A 15,566-nucleotide genomic window follows, 5' to 3' on the forward strand; every position below is an offset into this window, starting at 1 on the left:
TTATGCCGCCTCGTCTGTTTCGCTCAGCTTCCAGTTCGGGTCGGCGTGGCCGATCTCGCGGGTGAAGGTCCAGATATCATGCGTCGGGACTGCATCGCTCATGGAACCGGCGATAACCGCGCCATCCTTATTGCGTGTCACAGCCGCGATATCAGCATCAAAGCGCACCGTGATGTGGGCCATGCGCCCGTGCAGAGCAGCGTCCACAATCTGCGCCTTGTCGATGCGCACCAGCCGGTTGTCGATCACCTCGCCCGCTTCCTCGCGCGCGGTGATCGCGTCCTCAAAGGATTGCGCGACATCCGAGTCGCACAGCCAGCGCAGCTCGTCGCGCTTGCCCTTCCAGAAGGCTTCGAGGATCATGCCATAGGCCGCGCGGGCACCTTCTGCGAACTGTGGCACATCAAAATGCCTGTCTGCGCCGATGATAGCGCGCACGCCAGCCTCGGCCTCAGGCGCGATCATGCTTTCCGCAAAACGCCCGGTAACGGCGGCTCCGGCTGTTTGAATCTCCGGGTGGGCAGGCTTGGGCGCCACGCGATCATCATGCTGCAGCGGCGCAGGCTGCTGTTCATGGCCCGTGCGTCGGCCAAGTACCGAATAGAGCCGCAGCGCGAGAAAAGCAGCGGCGAGAGCCAGTATGACGATCATGTACACGGTTATAGCCTGTCCCGGTTAAAGAAGGGATGAACCCGCAACATAGGCAAAGCGATCCCGATTTTCAAACCCGCGCTGTGAAAAAGGCAGGATGGAGAACTGTCGCCCGCATTGCCCTTGGCCGTTGGTGCTGCTAAGCGCGCGCCAGACGGGTGCTCGCTTGGCGTTCATCCTCCAGCATTTCAGTCAGGGAAGACATACTCATGGCCGACGACGCCACCACCACCGAACCCCTTGCAAACGGCGCAGACACCTCGCCGACCATCGGCCTCATCACCCAATATGTGAAGGATCTTTCCTTCGAAAACCCGAATGCGCCCGCTGTCTATCAGTGGCAAGAGCAGCCGGACATCGACGTTCAGTTCAACATCGCTTCTGAAAAGCCGGGTGAGGATGTGTATGAGGTCTCCCTCAAGATCGAGGTGAAGGCCAAGACCGCGCAGGGCACCGCTTTCGCCACCGAGCTGACCTATGGTGGGCTGTTCGGCATCCGCAATGTGCCCGATGACCAGATCCACCCGTTCCTCTTTGCCGAGGCGCCGCGTCTGCTTTTTCCGTTCGCCCGCCGCGTGCTGGCCGATGCGATCCGCGATGGCGGGTTCCAGCCGCTGATCCTCGATCCGATCGACTTTAACGGCCTCTATCTCCAGCAGCTTGCAGCGCAGCAGGCCGAGCAGGCACAGGGCGGCGAGCCGGTCATCGGCAACGCCTGAGATGAGGCGGGCGCGCTGACCTCATGGGCTTGCTCCGCGCATCCGGCACCATAGGCGCGCTCACGCTCGTCAGCCGGGTGCTCGGCATGGTGCGGGACATGGCGGTGGCGCGCTATCTCGGCGCGGGAATGGCGTCTGACGCGTTCCTGATCGCGTGGCGGCTGCCCAACCTGTTTCGTGCGCTGTTTGCGGAGGGTGCATTCTCCGCTGTGTTCGTGCCGATGTTCAACCGGACGATGGCGGAGGCGGACTCGGAAAGCCCCGGCTCCGGCAAGGCGGCAGCGGTAGCTTTTGCCGGGCAGGTGCTTTCGGTGCTGTTCCCGTTTCTTGTCCTCTTCACGATCATGATGATGGTCTTCGCCTCGCAGATCGTGTGGGCGATGACCGGTGGCTTTCCTGACGGCGGGCCAGTGAAGTTCGCGCTGGCGGTCGATCTGACGCGCATCACCTTCCCCTATCTCGCGCTGATTTCCATCGTCTCATTGCTGGGCGGCATATTGAACTCGCTCGATCGCTTCTGGGTCAATGCCGCCGCGCCGATATTGCTGAATGTCTGCATGATCGCGGCTGTGCTGTTCTTCCGCGGAGAAACGCCGGTAGAAACGAGCTATACGCAGGCGGTGGCCGTCACCGTTTCAGGCGTGATGCAGCTCTTGTGGCTGATGTGGGCCTGCGCACGCGAAGGCGTGGTGCTGTGGCCGCGTATGCCGCGCCTGACGCCGCGCGTAAAGCAGATGCTGGTCCTGATCCTGCCCGCGGCGCTGGGGCAGGGGGCGATCCAGTTCAACCTGCTGATATCGACTTCTCTGGCTGCGCGGTTTCTTCAGGAAGGCGCGGTGAGCTATCTCTATTATGCGGACAGGCTCAATCAGTTGCCGCTGGGGCTGATCGGCATCGGGGTGGGCACCGCGATCCTGCCCGCGCTCTCGCGCCAGATCGGCTCCGGCAACGAGAGCGCGGCGAAGGAGACGCAAAACCGTGCGATCGAGCTGGCGCTGTTCCTCGCGCTGCCTGCCGCGGTGGCGCTGTGCGTGGCGGCGACGCCGCTGATCCGGGGCTTGCTTCAGCATGGCGTCTTTACCGCGCAGGACACATCGGGCGCGGCGTCGGCGCTGGCGGTATTTGCGCTCGGCGTGCCGGCCTATGTGCTGATCAAGGTGCTCACCCCCGGCTTTTATGCGCGGCAGGACACCAAAACGCCGGTGCGCGTGGCGCTGTTTTCGATGCTGTTCAACCTTGTCGGCAATCTGATCCTGATCTGGCCGCTGGGCCATGTCGGGGTGGCCGCCGCTACCGCGTTTTCCGCCTGGGTCAATGTGCTGATCCTCTATTGGCTGTTGCATCGGGGTGATCATCTGCAGGCGGACGCCCGCCTGATCTCGCGCGGTGCCCGCATCATTGGCGCAAGCGCGGTGATGGGCGCGGCGTTGTGGTATGTGGTGCCGCTGGCCGACACATACATGACCGGCGGGTTTTTCAGTCGCGTGATCGCGCTTGGGGCATTGTGCGGCGGGGGGGCGATGGTCTATGCGGTCGCGATCTTCGGCACAGGCGCCTATCGCCTGTCCGAGCTGAAGGCGCTGGTTTCGCGCCGCAAATAGTACGAAAGACATATTCATGCGCGTCCTTTCCGGCATCCAGCCCACCGGCAACCTGCACCTTGGCAACTATCTCGGCGCGATCCGTAACTGGGTGAAGATGCAGGATGAAATGGACGCGCAGAGCCAATGCTTCTTCTTCCTCGCGGATATGCACTCGATCACCGTGCACGAGGGGCGGGAGCAGCGCCTCACCAATGTGCGCGAGATGGCGGCAGCGCTTGTCGCCTGCGGCATCGACCCGGATCGCTCCGTGCTGTTCAATCAGGCGCGCGTGCCCGCGCATGCCGAGCTGTGCTGGTTGTTGAACGGCACCGCGCGCATCGGCTGGCTCAACCGCATGACCCAGTTCAAGGACAAGGCGGGCAAAAACCGCGAAGGCGCGTCGATCGGGCTTTATGTCTATCCTGTGCTGCAAGCCGCCGACGTGCTGCTCTATCAGGCGACGCATGTTCCGGTGGGCGAGGACCAGAAGCAGCATCTGGAACTGACGCGCGACATCGCGATCAAGTTTAACACCGATTTCGAGCGCGAGGTTTTCACCCTGCCCGATCCGATCATCCCCAAGGAGACGGCGCGGATCATGAGCCTGCGCGATGGCTCCGCCAAGATGTCGAAGTCTGACCCGTCGGACCAGAGCCGCATCAACCTGACCGACGACAACGACACCATCGCCCAAAAGGTGCGCAAGGCGAAGACAGACCCGGAGCCTTTGCCCTCTGAAGCGAAGGGGCTGGAGGGGCGGCCCGAAGCACAGAATCTCGTCGGCATCTATGCCGCAATGGCGGGCATGAGCGCGGATGCCGTCTGCGCGCAGTTTGCGGGGCAGGGCTTTGGCGCGTTCAAGCCCGCGCTGGCGGATCTGCTCGTGAGCACGCTCGCGCCGATTCGCGATCGTTATGTGGCGCTGAAAGACGATCACGCCGCACTTGACGATATTTTACGCAAAGGCGCTGAGAAAGCCGCCGCCGCCGCTGAACCGACATTGCGCGCCGCGTATGACGCTATGGGCCTGATGCGCTGAACTGATCCCTTCCTTCGTTCAATCGTCGTTCAGTTGCGCAATGGCACCTTTGCAGGCATGATTGGAGTGTCGCGCCCCACGCGCGATCACCAGAAGGCAGGACAGGATCATGAAAAGCCGCAAAACCATTATGATTGCGCTCGCGGGAGCCACCCTGATGCTGACGGCAGGGTGTGCCGAACGCTTCAAGGCTGATGTCGCCCGCTTTCAGCAGCTCCCCCCTGCGCAGGGGCAGAGCTTCACGATCGTGGCGGATGATCCGCGCCTCGCGGGCGGTCTGGAGTTCGGCCAATATGCTGCGCATCTGGCGCAAAAGCTGAGTGGAGCCGGCTATGTTGCCGCCAGCGATGCGGCCAAGGCCGATCTGGTGGTGAAGATGCGCTATGGCGTGGATGGCGGGCGCGAGCGCGTGCGTTCATCCGGCTTCGGGCCTGATCCCTTCTATCGCGGCTATGCTGGATATGGCCGTTATGGCTATTGGGGCCACCCCTATCGCTGGGGCTTTTACGATCCCTTCCTGTTCGGCGGGCTGAGCAGCTATAATGCGGTGGAGAGCTATACGGTCTATACCGGCACGCTGGAGTTGAAGATCGACCGCGCCAACGGCGGGCAGCGCCTGTTCGAGGGCAAGGCCGAGGCGCAATCTCTCAGTAATAAGCAAACCTATCTGGTGCCGAATCTTATTGATGCGATGTTCGTGAACTTCCCCGGCACATCGGGAGAGACAGTGAAGATCACGCTGGCGCCTGAGAAGAAATAAGTCTTCGCCTTTTCCGCAAGACGGGTGCGACAGGTCTGAAACTTCGCTAAGGCAGGCTTCAGACCCTATCCTGATTGCGGAGCCAGCATGTATAGCGACCAACTTATCCTCAGCCTCTCCTGCGCGGATCGGCCCGGCCTGGTCGCGCGGGTGGCGGGGTTTCTGGCCGAGCGTGGATGCAACATTCTGGAGGCGCAGCAGTTTGACGACAGCCTCAATACCCGTTTTTTCATGCGGGTGGAGTTCAGCGCGCCGGCAGGCAGCCTCGATGCGCTGAAGCAGCAGTTTGCCGACGTGGCGCAGGAGCTTTCGCTGGACTGGCGGCTGCGCACGGCGGGCGATGCGCCCAAGGTGCTGATCCTCGTCTCGAAATTCGATCACTGCCTCAGTGATCTTGTCTATCGCCAGCGCATCGGCGAGCTGACAATGGACATTGCGGGCATTGTCTCCAACCACCCGCGCACCGCGCTGGTCGCCAGCATGACCGACGGCCTGCCTTATCATCACCTGCCCGTAGCGCCGGGCAAAAAGGCGGAGCAGGAGGCGCAGATCCGTGCGCTTATCGATGAGACAGGGGCCGATCTGGTGGTGCTGGCGCGCTATATGCAGATATTGTCAGATGAGATGGCGGCATTTCTGTCTGGCCGCTGCATCAACATCCACCACAGCTTCCTGCCCGGCTTCAAGGGGGCCAAGCCCTATCATCAGGCCCACGCGCGCGGGGTGAAGATGATCGGCGCGACGGCGCATTATGTAACGGCGGACCTCGACGAAGGCCCGATCATCCACCAGGATGTCGAGGCGATCAGCCATGCGGATACGCCAGAAGAGCTGGTGCGCAAGGGCAGGGACATTGAGCGCCGCGTGCTGGCCGAGGCGGTGCGGCTTCATCTGGATGACCGTGTGTTCATGAATGGCAATCGCACGGTGGTTTTCCGGGGCTGATCCCCCATATGCTATGGTGTGATATAGAAGGGAGCATTTCATGATCGAACTACACAGCTGGCCCACGCCCAATGGCCTTAAGGTCTCGATATTTCTCGAAGAGGCAGGTGTCGAGCACACGATATTCCCGGTCAATATCGGCAAGGGCCAGCAGTTCGATCCGCATTTCCTCTCCTTCTCGCCCAACAATCGCATCCCCGCGATCCGCGATCTCGATCCACCCGGCGGGGGCGAGCCGATCACGGTGTTCGAGAGCGGGGCGATCCTGTTTTACCTCGCCCGCAAATATGAGAAGTTCATCCCCACCGATCCGCGCGGCACGATGGAGGTCGTCCAGTGGCTGATGTGGCAGATGGGCGGGCTGGGGCCGATGGCCGGGCAGAACCATCATTTCAACATCTATGCGCCGGAGAAAGTGCCATATGCCATCAACCGCTATGTCAACGAGACAGCCCGGCTCTACGGCGTGCTGGACAAGAGGCTGGCGGACCGGGACTATGTAGCGGGAGACTATTCGATCGCCGATATGGCCATCTATCCGTGGATCGTGCCGCATGAGAACCAGAAACAGAATCTCGACGACTTCCCCAATGTGAAGCGCTGGTTTGCGGCGGTGCAGGCACGACCGGCGGTGGCGAAGGTCTATTCGGAGAAAGACGCGCTCTATCCCGCTGGAGAGCCGCAGACCGAGGAAGAAAAGGCGAAGCTGTTCGGCTTGAAGAAATAGCTCAGCCGACCAGACGCAGCGGCTCGCGTGCGGGCATCTGGACACCGGCGATGCCCGGCAGCGCGCGCAGCCGCTCGATGGTTTCGGCGTCGATCTGGAAATCCCGGCCCAGCCGCAGGCTCGCGATCCTGCCCTGCGCATCGCGCGAGCGGATGCGCACCTCGCCGCGTCCGCCACGGCTGCCTGACAGCAGCAGCGCGATCTGCGCCATGGCGGCGGGGTCTTCCACATCGATCCACAGTTCGATCCGCATGCCGCTCGCCGCAGATGCGAGCGATTGGACGCCGCGCACGGTAACGCGCGGCACTTCCTCGCCCGGCATCCGCTCCAGCTCGACATTCAGCAGCGCACAGTCACCTGCATCGGCGAGATCGGCGATCTTGGTGCAGCCCGCCTCGTCAAAGCAGCTCGCCTGAAACTGACCGCTGCTGTCAGAGAAGGTGGCGGAGACATAGCGCGCGCCGCGCTTCGTCTCGCGCCAGCGCACATCCTCGACCAGCGCGGCCATCATCGCGCCGCTGCGGCCATCGGACCCTCCGCTGGGCGGTTGTGCGCAGATCGAGCCGAAGCTGCGCGCGCCGCGCGCCTGCGCGATATGGGCATAGCGATCCACCGGGTGCGCCGAAAAGTAAAAGCCGAACGCATCTTTTTCCTGCGCCATGCGGGTGGCAGTGGACCATGGCTCATGCGGCGGGATGCGCACCTCTGCATGGGGCGTATCCTCGCCGCCGAACAGGCCGCCTTGTCCACTTTCCCTCGCTTCATGTGCGCTTGACGCGACAGAGAGGATGATCTCCGCCGCCGTATGAACCCCGGCGCGGTCGGCATAAATGCCGTCGAACGCGCCTGCTGCGGCAAGGCTTTCCAGCTGGCGGCGGTTCAGCACGCGCGGCTCGATCCGGTCGGCAAAATCATCAAGGCTCAGGAACGGGCCGTTGCGCTCCCGCTCCTCCACCAGTTGCTCCATCGCCTTTTCGCCGACGCCCTTAAGGCCGCCCAACGCATAGCGCACGCCATAGGCAAGCCGCGGATCGTCGTCCTGCGCCTCTACCCGCTCTACGGTAAAGTCCGCCCCGGCGCGGTTGATGTCTGGCGGCAGGCACGCCACGCCGGTGCGGCGCATATCGTCCACGAATACCGTCAGCTTGTCGGTAAGGTGAATATCATAGGCCATCGAGGCGGCGTAGAATTCCGCCGGATGATGCGCCTTCAGCCACGCCGTGTGATAGGCGAGCAAGGCATAGGCCGCCGCGTGGCTCTTGTTAAAGCCGTACCCTGCGAACTTGTCGATCAAGTCGAACAGCTCATTCGCCTTGGCTTTCGGGATGTCTGACCGCTCGGCGCAGCCTTTGACGAAGCGGTCGCGCTGGGCGTCCATCTCCGCCTGGATCTTCTTGCCCATCGCGCGGCGCAGCAGGTCCGCGTCTCCCAGCGAATAGCCGGCGAGGATCTGCGCGGCCTGCATTACCTGCTCCTGATAGACGAAGATGCCGTATGTTTCCTTGAGGATCGGCTCCAGCAGCGCATGCGGATATTCGATGCTCTCCTGCCCGTTTTTCCGTCGACCGAACATCGGGATATTGTCCATCGGGCCGGGGCGATAGAGCGAGACGAGTGCAATGATATCGCCGAAATTCGTGGGTTTCACCGCCGCGAGCGTCTTCCTCATGCCCTCCGATTCGAGCTGGAACACGCCGACCGTATCGCCGCGCTGGAGCAGATTATAGACCGCCTCGTCGTCCCACGGGAGCGCCGCAAGATCGACCTCCACGCCACGCCTGGCCAGCAGCTCCACTGCGCGTTGCAAAACGGAGAGGGTTTTGAGGCCGAGAAAGTCGAACTTCACCAGCCCCGCCGCCTCGACATATTTCATGTCGAACTGCGTCACCGGCATGTCCGAACGTGGATCGCGATAGAGCGGCACGAGCTGGCTCAAAGGCCGGTCGCCGATCACCACGCCCGCCGCGTGGGTGGAGCTGTGGCGCGGCAGACCTTCAAGCTGCATCGCGAGGTCGACGAGGCGCCTCACCTGCCGGTCCGCCTTCACCTCGGCCACGAACTCGGTGCTGCCGTTCATCGTGCGCTCTAGCGTCCACGGGTCGGTCGGGTGGTTGGGCACCAGCTTGGCGAGGCGATCGACCTGGCCATAGCTCATCTGCAGCACGCGGCCGGTATCCTTCAGCACGGCGCGGGCCTTCAGCTTTCCGAAGGTGATGATCTGCGCCACATGATCCGCACCATATTTCTGCTGGACGTAGCGGATCACCTCGCCGCGCCGCGTTTCGCAGAAGTCGATATCGAAGTCCGGCATCGAGACGCGCTCAGGGTTCAGGAAGCGCTCGAACAGCAGGCCCAGCTCCAGCGGATCGAGATCGGTGATGGTGAGCGCCCACGCCACCACGCTGCCCGCGCCCGATCCACGCCCCGGCCCCACGGGGATGTTGTTTGCTTTCGCCCACTGGATGAAGTCCGCGACGATCAGGAAATAGCCGGGAAAACCCATCTGGATGATGACGTTCAGCTCGAAATCGAGGCGGTCGAGATAGGGCTGGCGCTTTTCCTGCGCTTTGATGCCGGCCTTCTCCAGCCGCGCATCCAGCCCTGCCGCCGCCATATCGCGCAGCATCTGCGCCTCACCCTCTATATCGCCCGCGAGGCTGGGGAGAATGGGCTTGCGCTTGGGCGCCATCACGGCACACCGCTGTGCCACTACCAGCGTATTGGCAATCGCCTCCGGCAAATCCTCGAAGATATGCTTCATCTCGGCGGCGGGCTTCATCCACGCATCGGGCGATGAGCGCCGCCGGTCCGCGCTTTCCACATAGGCGCTCTGGGCGATGCACAGCATCGCATCATGCGCTTCGTGGAAGTCCGGCTCGGCAAAGCAGGTGGGGTTGGTCGCGACGAGCGGCAGATTGCGCGCATAGGCAAGGTCGATCAGCCGTGGTTCGGCCTTGCCTTCCACCGGGTCCAGCCTGCGGCACAACTCTATATAGAGCCTGCCGGGAAAGAGTGCCTCCAGCGCGGTGCAATAGTCCTGCGCGGCATCTGGCTGATCCTCGGCATAAAGCCGCGCCAGCGCGCCCTCGGCCCCGGCGGTGAGGCAGAGGAGGTCATCGCTCAAGCCCTCCAGCGCGGCCATCGTTACATGCGCCTGTTCCTCGATCGGCCTGTCCAGATGCGCCATCGAGACGAGCGCGCAGAGATTGTCATAGCCGCGTGTGCCCTGCGCATAGAGTGCCAGCCAGTCATAGACCGGCGCCGCGCCCGGCGGCCGGCCGGGGCGCGCCACGCACAGCATGGTGCCGATGATCGGCTGCACCCCATCACCCTTGCACGCATCGGAAAAGGGCATCGCCGCGTATAGTCCGTTGCGGTCGGTCAGCGCGGCGGCGGGAAAGCTGAGCTTCTTGGCCTGTTTCGCGATCTGCTTCGGCTCTATCGCGCCATCGAGCATCGTATAGCTGGAGAAGATGCGCAGCGGAACGAACGAGGCGTGGGATGGCGCGGCGGGCATGGCCGAACGGTAGTAGAGCCGATGCGCTTGGGCAAGGCTGCCGCGGCAGTTATCCACAAGAGATGGTTAGCGGGCTTGCGGGACGTATTACGCTCTCTTACATGTCTGAACGGGTCAACCCTTATCCTGTTCATCCCCTGTCGGCGGGGAGAGGCCGGGGAGTAGGCGCGAGACCGGAGCACAAGGGGGCTGTAGCTTATGGTCGATTTTTCCCGCGTGGCGTTTTACGCCAGCGCAGTGACGGGGGCTGTCGCCCTGGTTTTCGGCGCGGGACTATTCTCGGCGCGCGGTGACAATGCGGTCGCGCGGGCGGCCTTTGGCGTGTATGACGATACCAAGGCGTTGATCCGCGAAATTCCCAACCTCACTGGCGAACGCCCGATCCACTTTCTTGCGCCCGCGCGCTACCCCGGCAAGGGCGTGACGCTGAACAAGACCTCCGGCGACGATCTCGTCCTGCTGTCAGGCTTCATTGGAGACAACCAGCACGCGCAGCTGATGCGGCGCGACGGATCGGTGCTGGCAAGCTGGAATTTGTCGCCGCTGGAGCAACTGCCGAGCGCAGGGCAGTGCCGCAATGTGCCGCAGACCAACTGGAACAGCGCGGCGCACAATGTACTGATCGGGCAGGATGGCTCGGTGCTGTTCAGCTATGAATCCTGCGGCATGGTGAAGCTCGATCGCTGTGGCAAAAAGATTTGGGCGACTAAAGAACTCACCCATCATTCACCCAATCTGATGGCGAATGGCGAGATCGTCATCGGCGGGAGTGATTATATCAGCAAGCCGACGCGCTGGCCCTTTACGGAACCCTATTGGGAAGACGTGATCCGCGTCTATGACGCCCAGGGCAAGCTCATCAGGCAGCGCGCGATCACCGATCTGTTCGCCCGCAACGGCATGCTTGCGGCGCTCACCTCGCACTCTGACGACAACCCCAAGACCGATGGCGAGTTTCATCTGAACGAGGTGGAAGAGCTGCCTGCCGCACTCGCCGGAGCATTTCCGATGTTTGCGCCGGGCGATCTGCTGATCTCGATCCGCAACCTCAACATGATTCTGGTGGCAGACGCGAAGCTGGAGCGGATCAAATGGTATCGCGTCGGCCCGTGGATCCGCCAGCATGACCCGGACTGGGGCGCAGACGGGCGGATAACGGTGTTTGACAACCACCCTGACGGCACGGAGGATGGCACCCGCTTCGGCGGCAGCCGCATCATCGCCGTCAACCCCGCAACGGGCGAGACGCAGACCCTTTATGGCGGGCGCAAGGGCCAGCATTTCTTCACCAACCAGCGCGGACTGCACCAGATGCTGGGCGATGGCAGCATGCTGATTACCGAGGCAAACGCGGGGCGGGCGTTTCAGGCCGACCGCGCCGGGCGGATCGTCTGGCAATATGTCAATCGCTATGACGACAAGGAGGCGGCGTGGCTCAATGGGGTAGAGAGCTATCCGTCCTCATACTTCAAGGTGAAAGACTGGTCCTGCAGCAAATAGGGAACGAACAGATCGGAACATTTCGCAGGCCCGCATGAGCGGAATGTTAGTGCCGGAAGTGGCGCATGCCTGTGAATACCATCGCGAGGCCCGCCTCATTCGCCGCAGCGATCACCTCGTCGTCGCGCATGGAGCCTCCCGGCTGGATTACTGCCGTAGCCCCCGCTTCGACCGCTGCCATCAGCCCGTCCGCGAACGGGAAGAAGGCATCTGACGCCACCGCGCTGCCCACGGTGCGCGCGTTCGCCCAGCCGAAAGTCTGTGCGGCTTCCAGCGCTTTTGCAGCGGCGATGCGCGAGCTGTCTCGCCGGTTCATCTGCCCCGCGCCGATGCCCGCCGTCACGCCGTCTTTTGCGTAGACGATGGCGTTGGACTTCACATGCTTGGCCACTGTCCACGCGAACAGACAGTCGGCGATTTCTTGGCTTGTCGGCGCCCGCTTGGTCACGGTCTTCAGCATGTCGCGCGTCAAGCGGCCATTGTCGCGATCCTGCACCAAAATGCCGCCGGCGATCACGGTCACGCTCTGGCCGGTGCGCGCCGGATCGGGCAGGCCGTCGGTCAGCAGCAGGCGCAGATTTTTCTTCTTGGCGAACACGGCCTTCGCGGCATCATCGGCGCCGGGGGCTACAACGACCTCGGTGAAGATGCCGCTGATCGCTTCGGCGGTCGGGCCATCCAGGGGCCGGTTGACCGCTATGATGCCGCCAAAGGCCGAAACGCTGTCGCACTCGAAGGCGTTCTTATAGGCTTCCGCCAGCGTAGCCCCGGTGGCAACGCCGCACGGGTTGGCGTGCTTTACGATCACTACAGTGGGCGGCCCATCGCGAAACTCGGCGAGCAACTCCAGCGCGGCATTGGCATCGTTCAGGTTGTTGTAGCTCAGTTCCTTGCCCTGCACCTGCTCAGCCTGACCAATGCCGGAGACATGCGGCCCGGCGGGCACATAGAGCGCCGCCTCCTGATGCGGGTTCTCGCCATAGCGCAGCGGCATGATGAGCTTGCGCGTCATCGAAACGCTGGAGGGAAACTTCTCGCCCTGGTCGACGGTCATGAACCAATGAGAGATCATGCCATCATAAGCGGCGGTGGCTGCATAGGCCTTGGCCGCACACAGGCGGCGGAAATCATAGGTGGTGGCGCCGTCATTCGCAGCCATTTCCTCGATCAGGCGGGCATAATCGGCGGGATCAGTGACGATCGTCACGCTCTCATGGTTCTTGGCGGCGGAGCGGACCATCGACGGACCGCCAATGTCTATATTCTCGATAATTTCCTCGCGGCTCGCGCCCTTCGCCACCGTCTGGGCGAAGGGGTAGAGGTTCACCACCACGAGGTCGATCGGCTCGATCGTATGCTCGGCCATCGAGGCGACATGCTCGGCATTGCCGCGCACGGCAAGCAACCCGCCATGCACATTGGGGTGCAGAGTTTTCACCCGCCCGTCCATCATTTCGGGGAAGCCGGTGAGGTCCGATATATCCGCCACGTCCAGCCCAGCCTCACGCAGCGCCTTAGCCGTGCCGCCGGTGGAGACGAGCGCAACGCCATGCGCGGCCAGCGCCTTGCCCAGATCCACAAGCCCCGTCTTGTCGGACACAGACAACAGCGCCCGCCCGATCTTTACATTCGTCATATTGGAGTTCCCCGTTATCCCACCCGTTTCAGCAGCCAGCCCAGCGAGTTGCCGCCCGGCTCGGCCATGGCGCTGACGACAAGCTGTTTGCTGGCATGCGGGCGGCCCTCGCCATCGACCCACAGGCTGTCTTCGATAGAGAGCTTGCCGGTGCCGCAGCGAAACTGCCACAGCGCCGCCATATCGATACGCAGCAGCGCGCCCTGTTCGTCCGCCGTCAACGATGCGTCGACATGCGGCGCGAGATGAAAGCGCAGCACGAACGGCACGGTTGCCGGCTTCTTGCGCCGCTGCGCGGGCAGCAGCATGTCTTCACCGCGAATATCCTTGCCATCGCTGCTCACCAGCAGCAAGCGGCGGTGCATATAGCCCAGCCGCCGCACATAGCCATCATGACTGATCTCGATGCGGCTGCCGTTCTCCAGCTCCTGTCGGTGCAGCTCCACCTCTGTCACGCCCCGGCCCAACGTGCCATCGGGCAGGATCGCGGTGGAATTGCGCTCATCCAATATCAGCGTGCTGTGCGCGGCGGTGGTGCGTAGCCCCTGCGCGAGGTCATCGGGGATATGCGCTCCCGCAAGATCAGCTCCGCCACAGCTCACGATCAGCCTATCCGGCCCATCGCTCAGCTCTATCGCGCCGGTGGACGCGCAACCAGCGCCCGCCATCCGCGTCGCCGGGGGCGGCGCGGCATCGACCAGCAGTACGGTCGCCCCGGCGGCGATGCGTTGATAGCCCCAGTCCCTCGCCTGCCGCAGCGGGCGGGTGCGAACGCTGCTGGCCTGCACAATCTTCTCGACCTGCGCCGCATCGACTGCGCCCGCGCCCTGCCAGCTTGCCAGCCCGCCATCGCCATGGGTGATGCCCAGCAACGCGGCGACAGTGCGCGCCAATGTCTCGGTGAGCCAGCTCGGCGCTTCCTCGCGCACCGCATCATAGGCGGCATTCAGCATCGAGAGCAGCTCGATCGCGCGCAGCAGATCCGTCGGAGAGCGGCTGATGATGCCGCCGTCGCTGTAGAGGGTGCTTTCCAGCGTACGCTTGAGACCTGCCTCGGCAAAGGCGCGGCGCGGGCCGCCGCCCGGCAGCAGCAGACCAGCCGCCACGATCCCGCCCCAGCCGACAAGGCGCGGAAGGCCGACCGGCGCCTTGTCTGCGCTGCGATCCAGGTGGCGGGCGGTGCGCGCAAAGCAGGTGAGCAACAGCGAACGATAGATGAGGTCGTTGCTGGAGAGGATATAGGGCGCGTAGGCCGCCCAGAAGATCAGCCGCCAGCCCGCATTTTCGGGTGCCCATGCGGGTTCGCTCGGCTTTTCGGCATGCGCGGAGAGCCAGCGGCGCAGCACCCCTTCTGCAATGGACGCACCTTGCTCGCGCGTTGCGACGGTGGCGAGATCGCGCAACCAGCGGAAGCCATGCAGATACTCCGCCAGCGGAGCAGACATTGGCGCGGCAAAATCGACATCGGCAACCGGCAGCTTCTGCCCGCGAAACAGGAAATATCCCGCGCGGATCGCCTTTCCGGCGCGTGCCTCGCCCGCCACCTTGTCTTCCGGCACGGCAAGCAGCTTGAGCGGATATTTGCCGCGCAGGCGCATGCTGTGCAGAGGTGTGCGCCATGTCAGGCGATAAAACTGATTGGCAACGCGTTCGGCCAGCGAAATGCCCTGGTCATTGGAAAGGCGGATGAGGCGTTTGCCGGTCTCTATGCCGTCCGCCTCTTGCGTCTCGTTCTGGAAGAAGGGGTTGGACAGGTCGTTCATGCGCCGCGCAGACCCCTGATGTTGGCGGCATAGGCATCTGGGCCGCCGCGGAATGTGGCCGTGCCCGCCACCAGCACGTCCGCCCCGGCGGCGATGACACGAGGTGCGCTATTCTGGTCCACCCCGCCATCCACTTGCAGATGGATCGGCTTGCCAAGCTTGTCGATGCTCTTGCGGATCGCCTCGATCTTTCTGAGCTGGCTCTCGATGAAGCTCTGCCCGCCAAAGCCGGGGTTCACGCTCATCACCAGCACGAGGTCGATTTCCTCCAGCACATAGTCCAGCATCTTGGCCGGAGTGGAGGGATTGAGCGAAACACCCGCCTTCTTGCCCAGCGCCTTGATCCGCTGGATCGTACGATGGAGATGCGGCCCGGCCTCCTGATGCACAGTGATGATGTCGCTTCCCGCCTCTGCAAAGGCATCGAGCATCGGGTCCACCGGGCTGATCATCAGGTGTACGTCCATCACCTTGGCCGTGTGCGGACGAAGCGCCTTCACCACCATAGGGCCGATCGTGATATTGGGCACGAAATGCCCGTCCATTACATCGACATGAACCCAATCCGCCCCGGCAGCGTCAATCGCGCGCACTTCCTCGCCCAGACGGGAGAAATCCGCCGAGAGGATGGAGGGTGAGATGAGAACCGGCCTGCCCATGAACGCATCGCCTTACCCTTGCGCGCGCTGCGGCGCAACAGGGCTTACTCCTCGTTATGCCGAAATT

Annotated in this window: 12 protein-coding genes; 7 read left to right on the plus strand and 5 right to left on the minus strand. The window is 63.1% G+C overall.

Features of this window, described 5'->3' with window-relative positions; translation table 11 throughout:
* Entirely contained in the window at positions 1-657 is a 657-nt protein-coding gene (locus EQG66_RS10870) for a Tim44/TimA family putative adaptor protein (RefSeq protein ID WP_129404608.1), read from the minus strand.
* Positions 658-860: 203 nt separating this feature from the next.
* On the opposite strand from EQG66_RS10870, the gene secB reads away from it, so the two are divergent.
* The 6 genes from secB (at position 861) to EQG66_RS10900 (ending at position 6,424) form a co-directional block, all read left to right on the plus strand.
* Positions 861-1,370 carry a protein-export chaperone SecB gene (gene secB, locus EQG66_RS10875; protein WP_129404609.1) on the plus strand — a complete coding sequence of 170 codons (510 nt, stop codon included), beginning with the start codon at positions 861-863 and terminating at the stop codon, positions 1,368-1,370.
* Between the two features lie 23 nt (positions 1,371-1,393).
* The gene (murJ, locus tag EQG66_RS10880; protein ID WP_129404610.1) at positions 1,394-2,971 is read left to right on the plus strand and encodes a murein biosynthesis integral membrane protein MurJ; all 1,578 of its coding nucleotides are present in this window, start codon (positions 1,394-1,396) and stop codon (positions 2,969-2,971) included.
* Positions 2,972-2,987: 16 nt separating this feature from the next.
* Positions 2,988-3,992, plus strand: coding sequence for a tryptophan--tRNA ligase (gene trpS / locus EQG66_RS10885; protein WP_129404611.1), 1,005 nt, complete (start codon positions 2,988-2,990; stop codon positions 3,990-3,992).
* A 109-nt stretch (positions 3,993-4,101) separates the two neighbouring features.
* On the plus strand, positions 4,102-4,752 hold the full coding sequence (locus EQG66_RS10890) for a DUF4136 domain-containing protein (RefSeq protein WP_245988047.1): 651 nt from the start codon (positions 4,102-4,104) through the stop codon (positions 4,750-4,752).
* 87 nt (positions 4,753-4,839) lie between these two features.
* Positions 4,840-5,697 (plus strand): formyltetrahydrofolate deformylase, encoded by an 858-nt coding sequence (purU, locus tag EQG66_RS10895; protein ID WP_129404612.1) that lies wholly within the window; start codon positions 4,840-4,842, stop codon positions 5,695-5,697.
* A 40-nt stretch (positions 5,698-5,737) separates the two neighbouring features.
* Entirely contained in the window at positions 5,738-6,424 is a 687-nt protein-coding gene (locus EQG66_RS10900; protein ID WP_129404613.1) for a glutathione binding-like protein, read from the plus strand.
* A gap of 1 nt (position 6,425) precedes the next feature.
* On the opposite strand, the gene dnaE is transcribed toward EQG66_RS10900, so the two are convergent.
* Entirely contained in the window at positions 6,426-9,941 is a 3,516-nt protein-coding gene (gene dnaE / locus EQG66_RS10905) for a DNA polymerase III subunit alpha (protein ID WP_129404652.1), read from the minus strand.
* Between the two features lie 198 nt (positions 9,942-10,139).
* On the opposite strand from dnaE, the gene EQG66_RS10910 reads away from it, so the two are divergent.
* Positions 10,140-11,441 carry an arylsulfotransferase family protein gene (locus EQG66_RS10910; protein ID WP_129404614.1) on the plus strand — a complete coding sequence of 434 codons (1,302 nt, stop codon included), beginning with the start codon at positions 10,140-10,142 and terminating at the stop codon, positions 11,439-11,441.
* 46 nt (positions 11,442-11,487) lie between these two features.
* On the opposite strand, the gene purH is transcribed toward EQG66_RS10910, so the two are convergent.
* The 3 genes from purH to rpe are packed head-to-tail and all read right to left on the minus strand — an operon-like array spanning position 11,488 to position 15,499.
* Positions 11,488-13,077 carry a bifunctional phosphoribosylaminoimidazolecarboxamide formyltransferase/IMP cyclohydrolase gene (purH, locus tag EQG66_RS10915; RefSeq protein ID WP_129404615.1) on the minus strand — a complete coding sequence of 530 codons (1,590 nt, stop codon included), beginning with the start codon at positions 13,075-13,077 and terminating at the stop codon, positions 11,488-11,490.
* A 14-nt stretch (positions 13,078-13,091) separates the two neighbouring features.
* Entirely contained in the window at positions 13,092-14,840 is a 1,749-nt protein-coding gene (locus EQG66_RS10920; RefSeq protein WP_129404616.1) for a heparinase II/III family protein, read from the minus strand.
* Positions 14,837-15,499 carry a ribulose-phosphate 3-epimerase gene (rpe, locus tag EQG66_RS10925; protein WP_129404617.1) on the minus strand — a complete coding sequence of 221 codons (663 nt, stop codon included), beginning with the start codon at positions 15,497-15,499 and terminating at the stop codon, positions 14,837-14,839. The genes EQG66_RS10920 and rpe overlap by 4 nt, the downstream gene beginning before the upstream one ends.
* Positions 15,500-15,566 lie beyond the last annotated feature (67 nt).

Source organism: Sphingobium fluviale, from assembly GCF_004122115.1.
Taxonomy (GTDB): Bacteria; Pseudomonadota; Alphaproteobacteria; order Sphingomonadales; family Sphingomonadaceae; genus Sphingobium; species Sphingobium fluviale.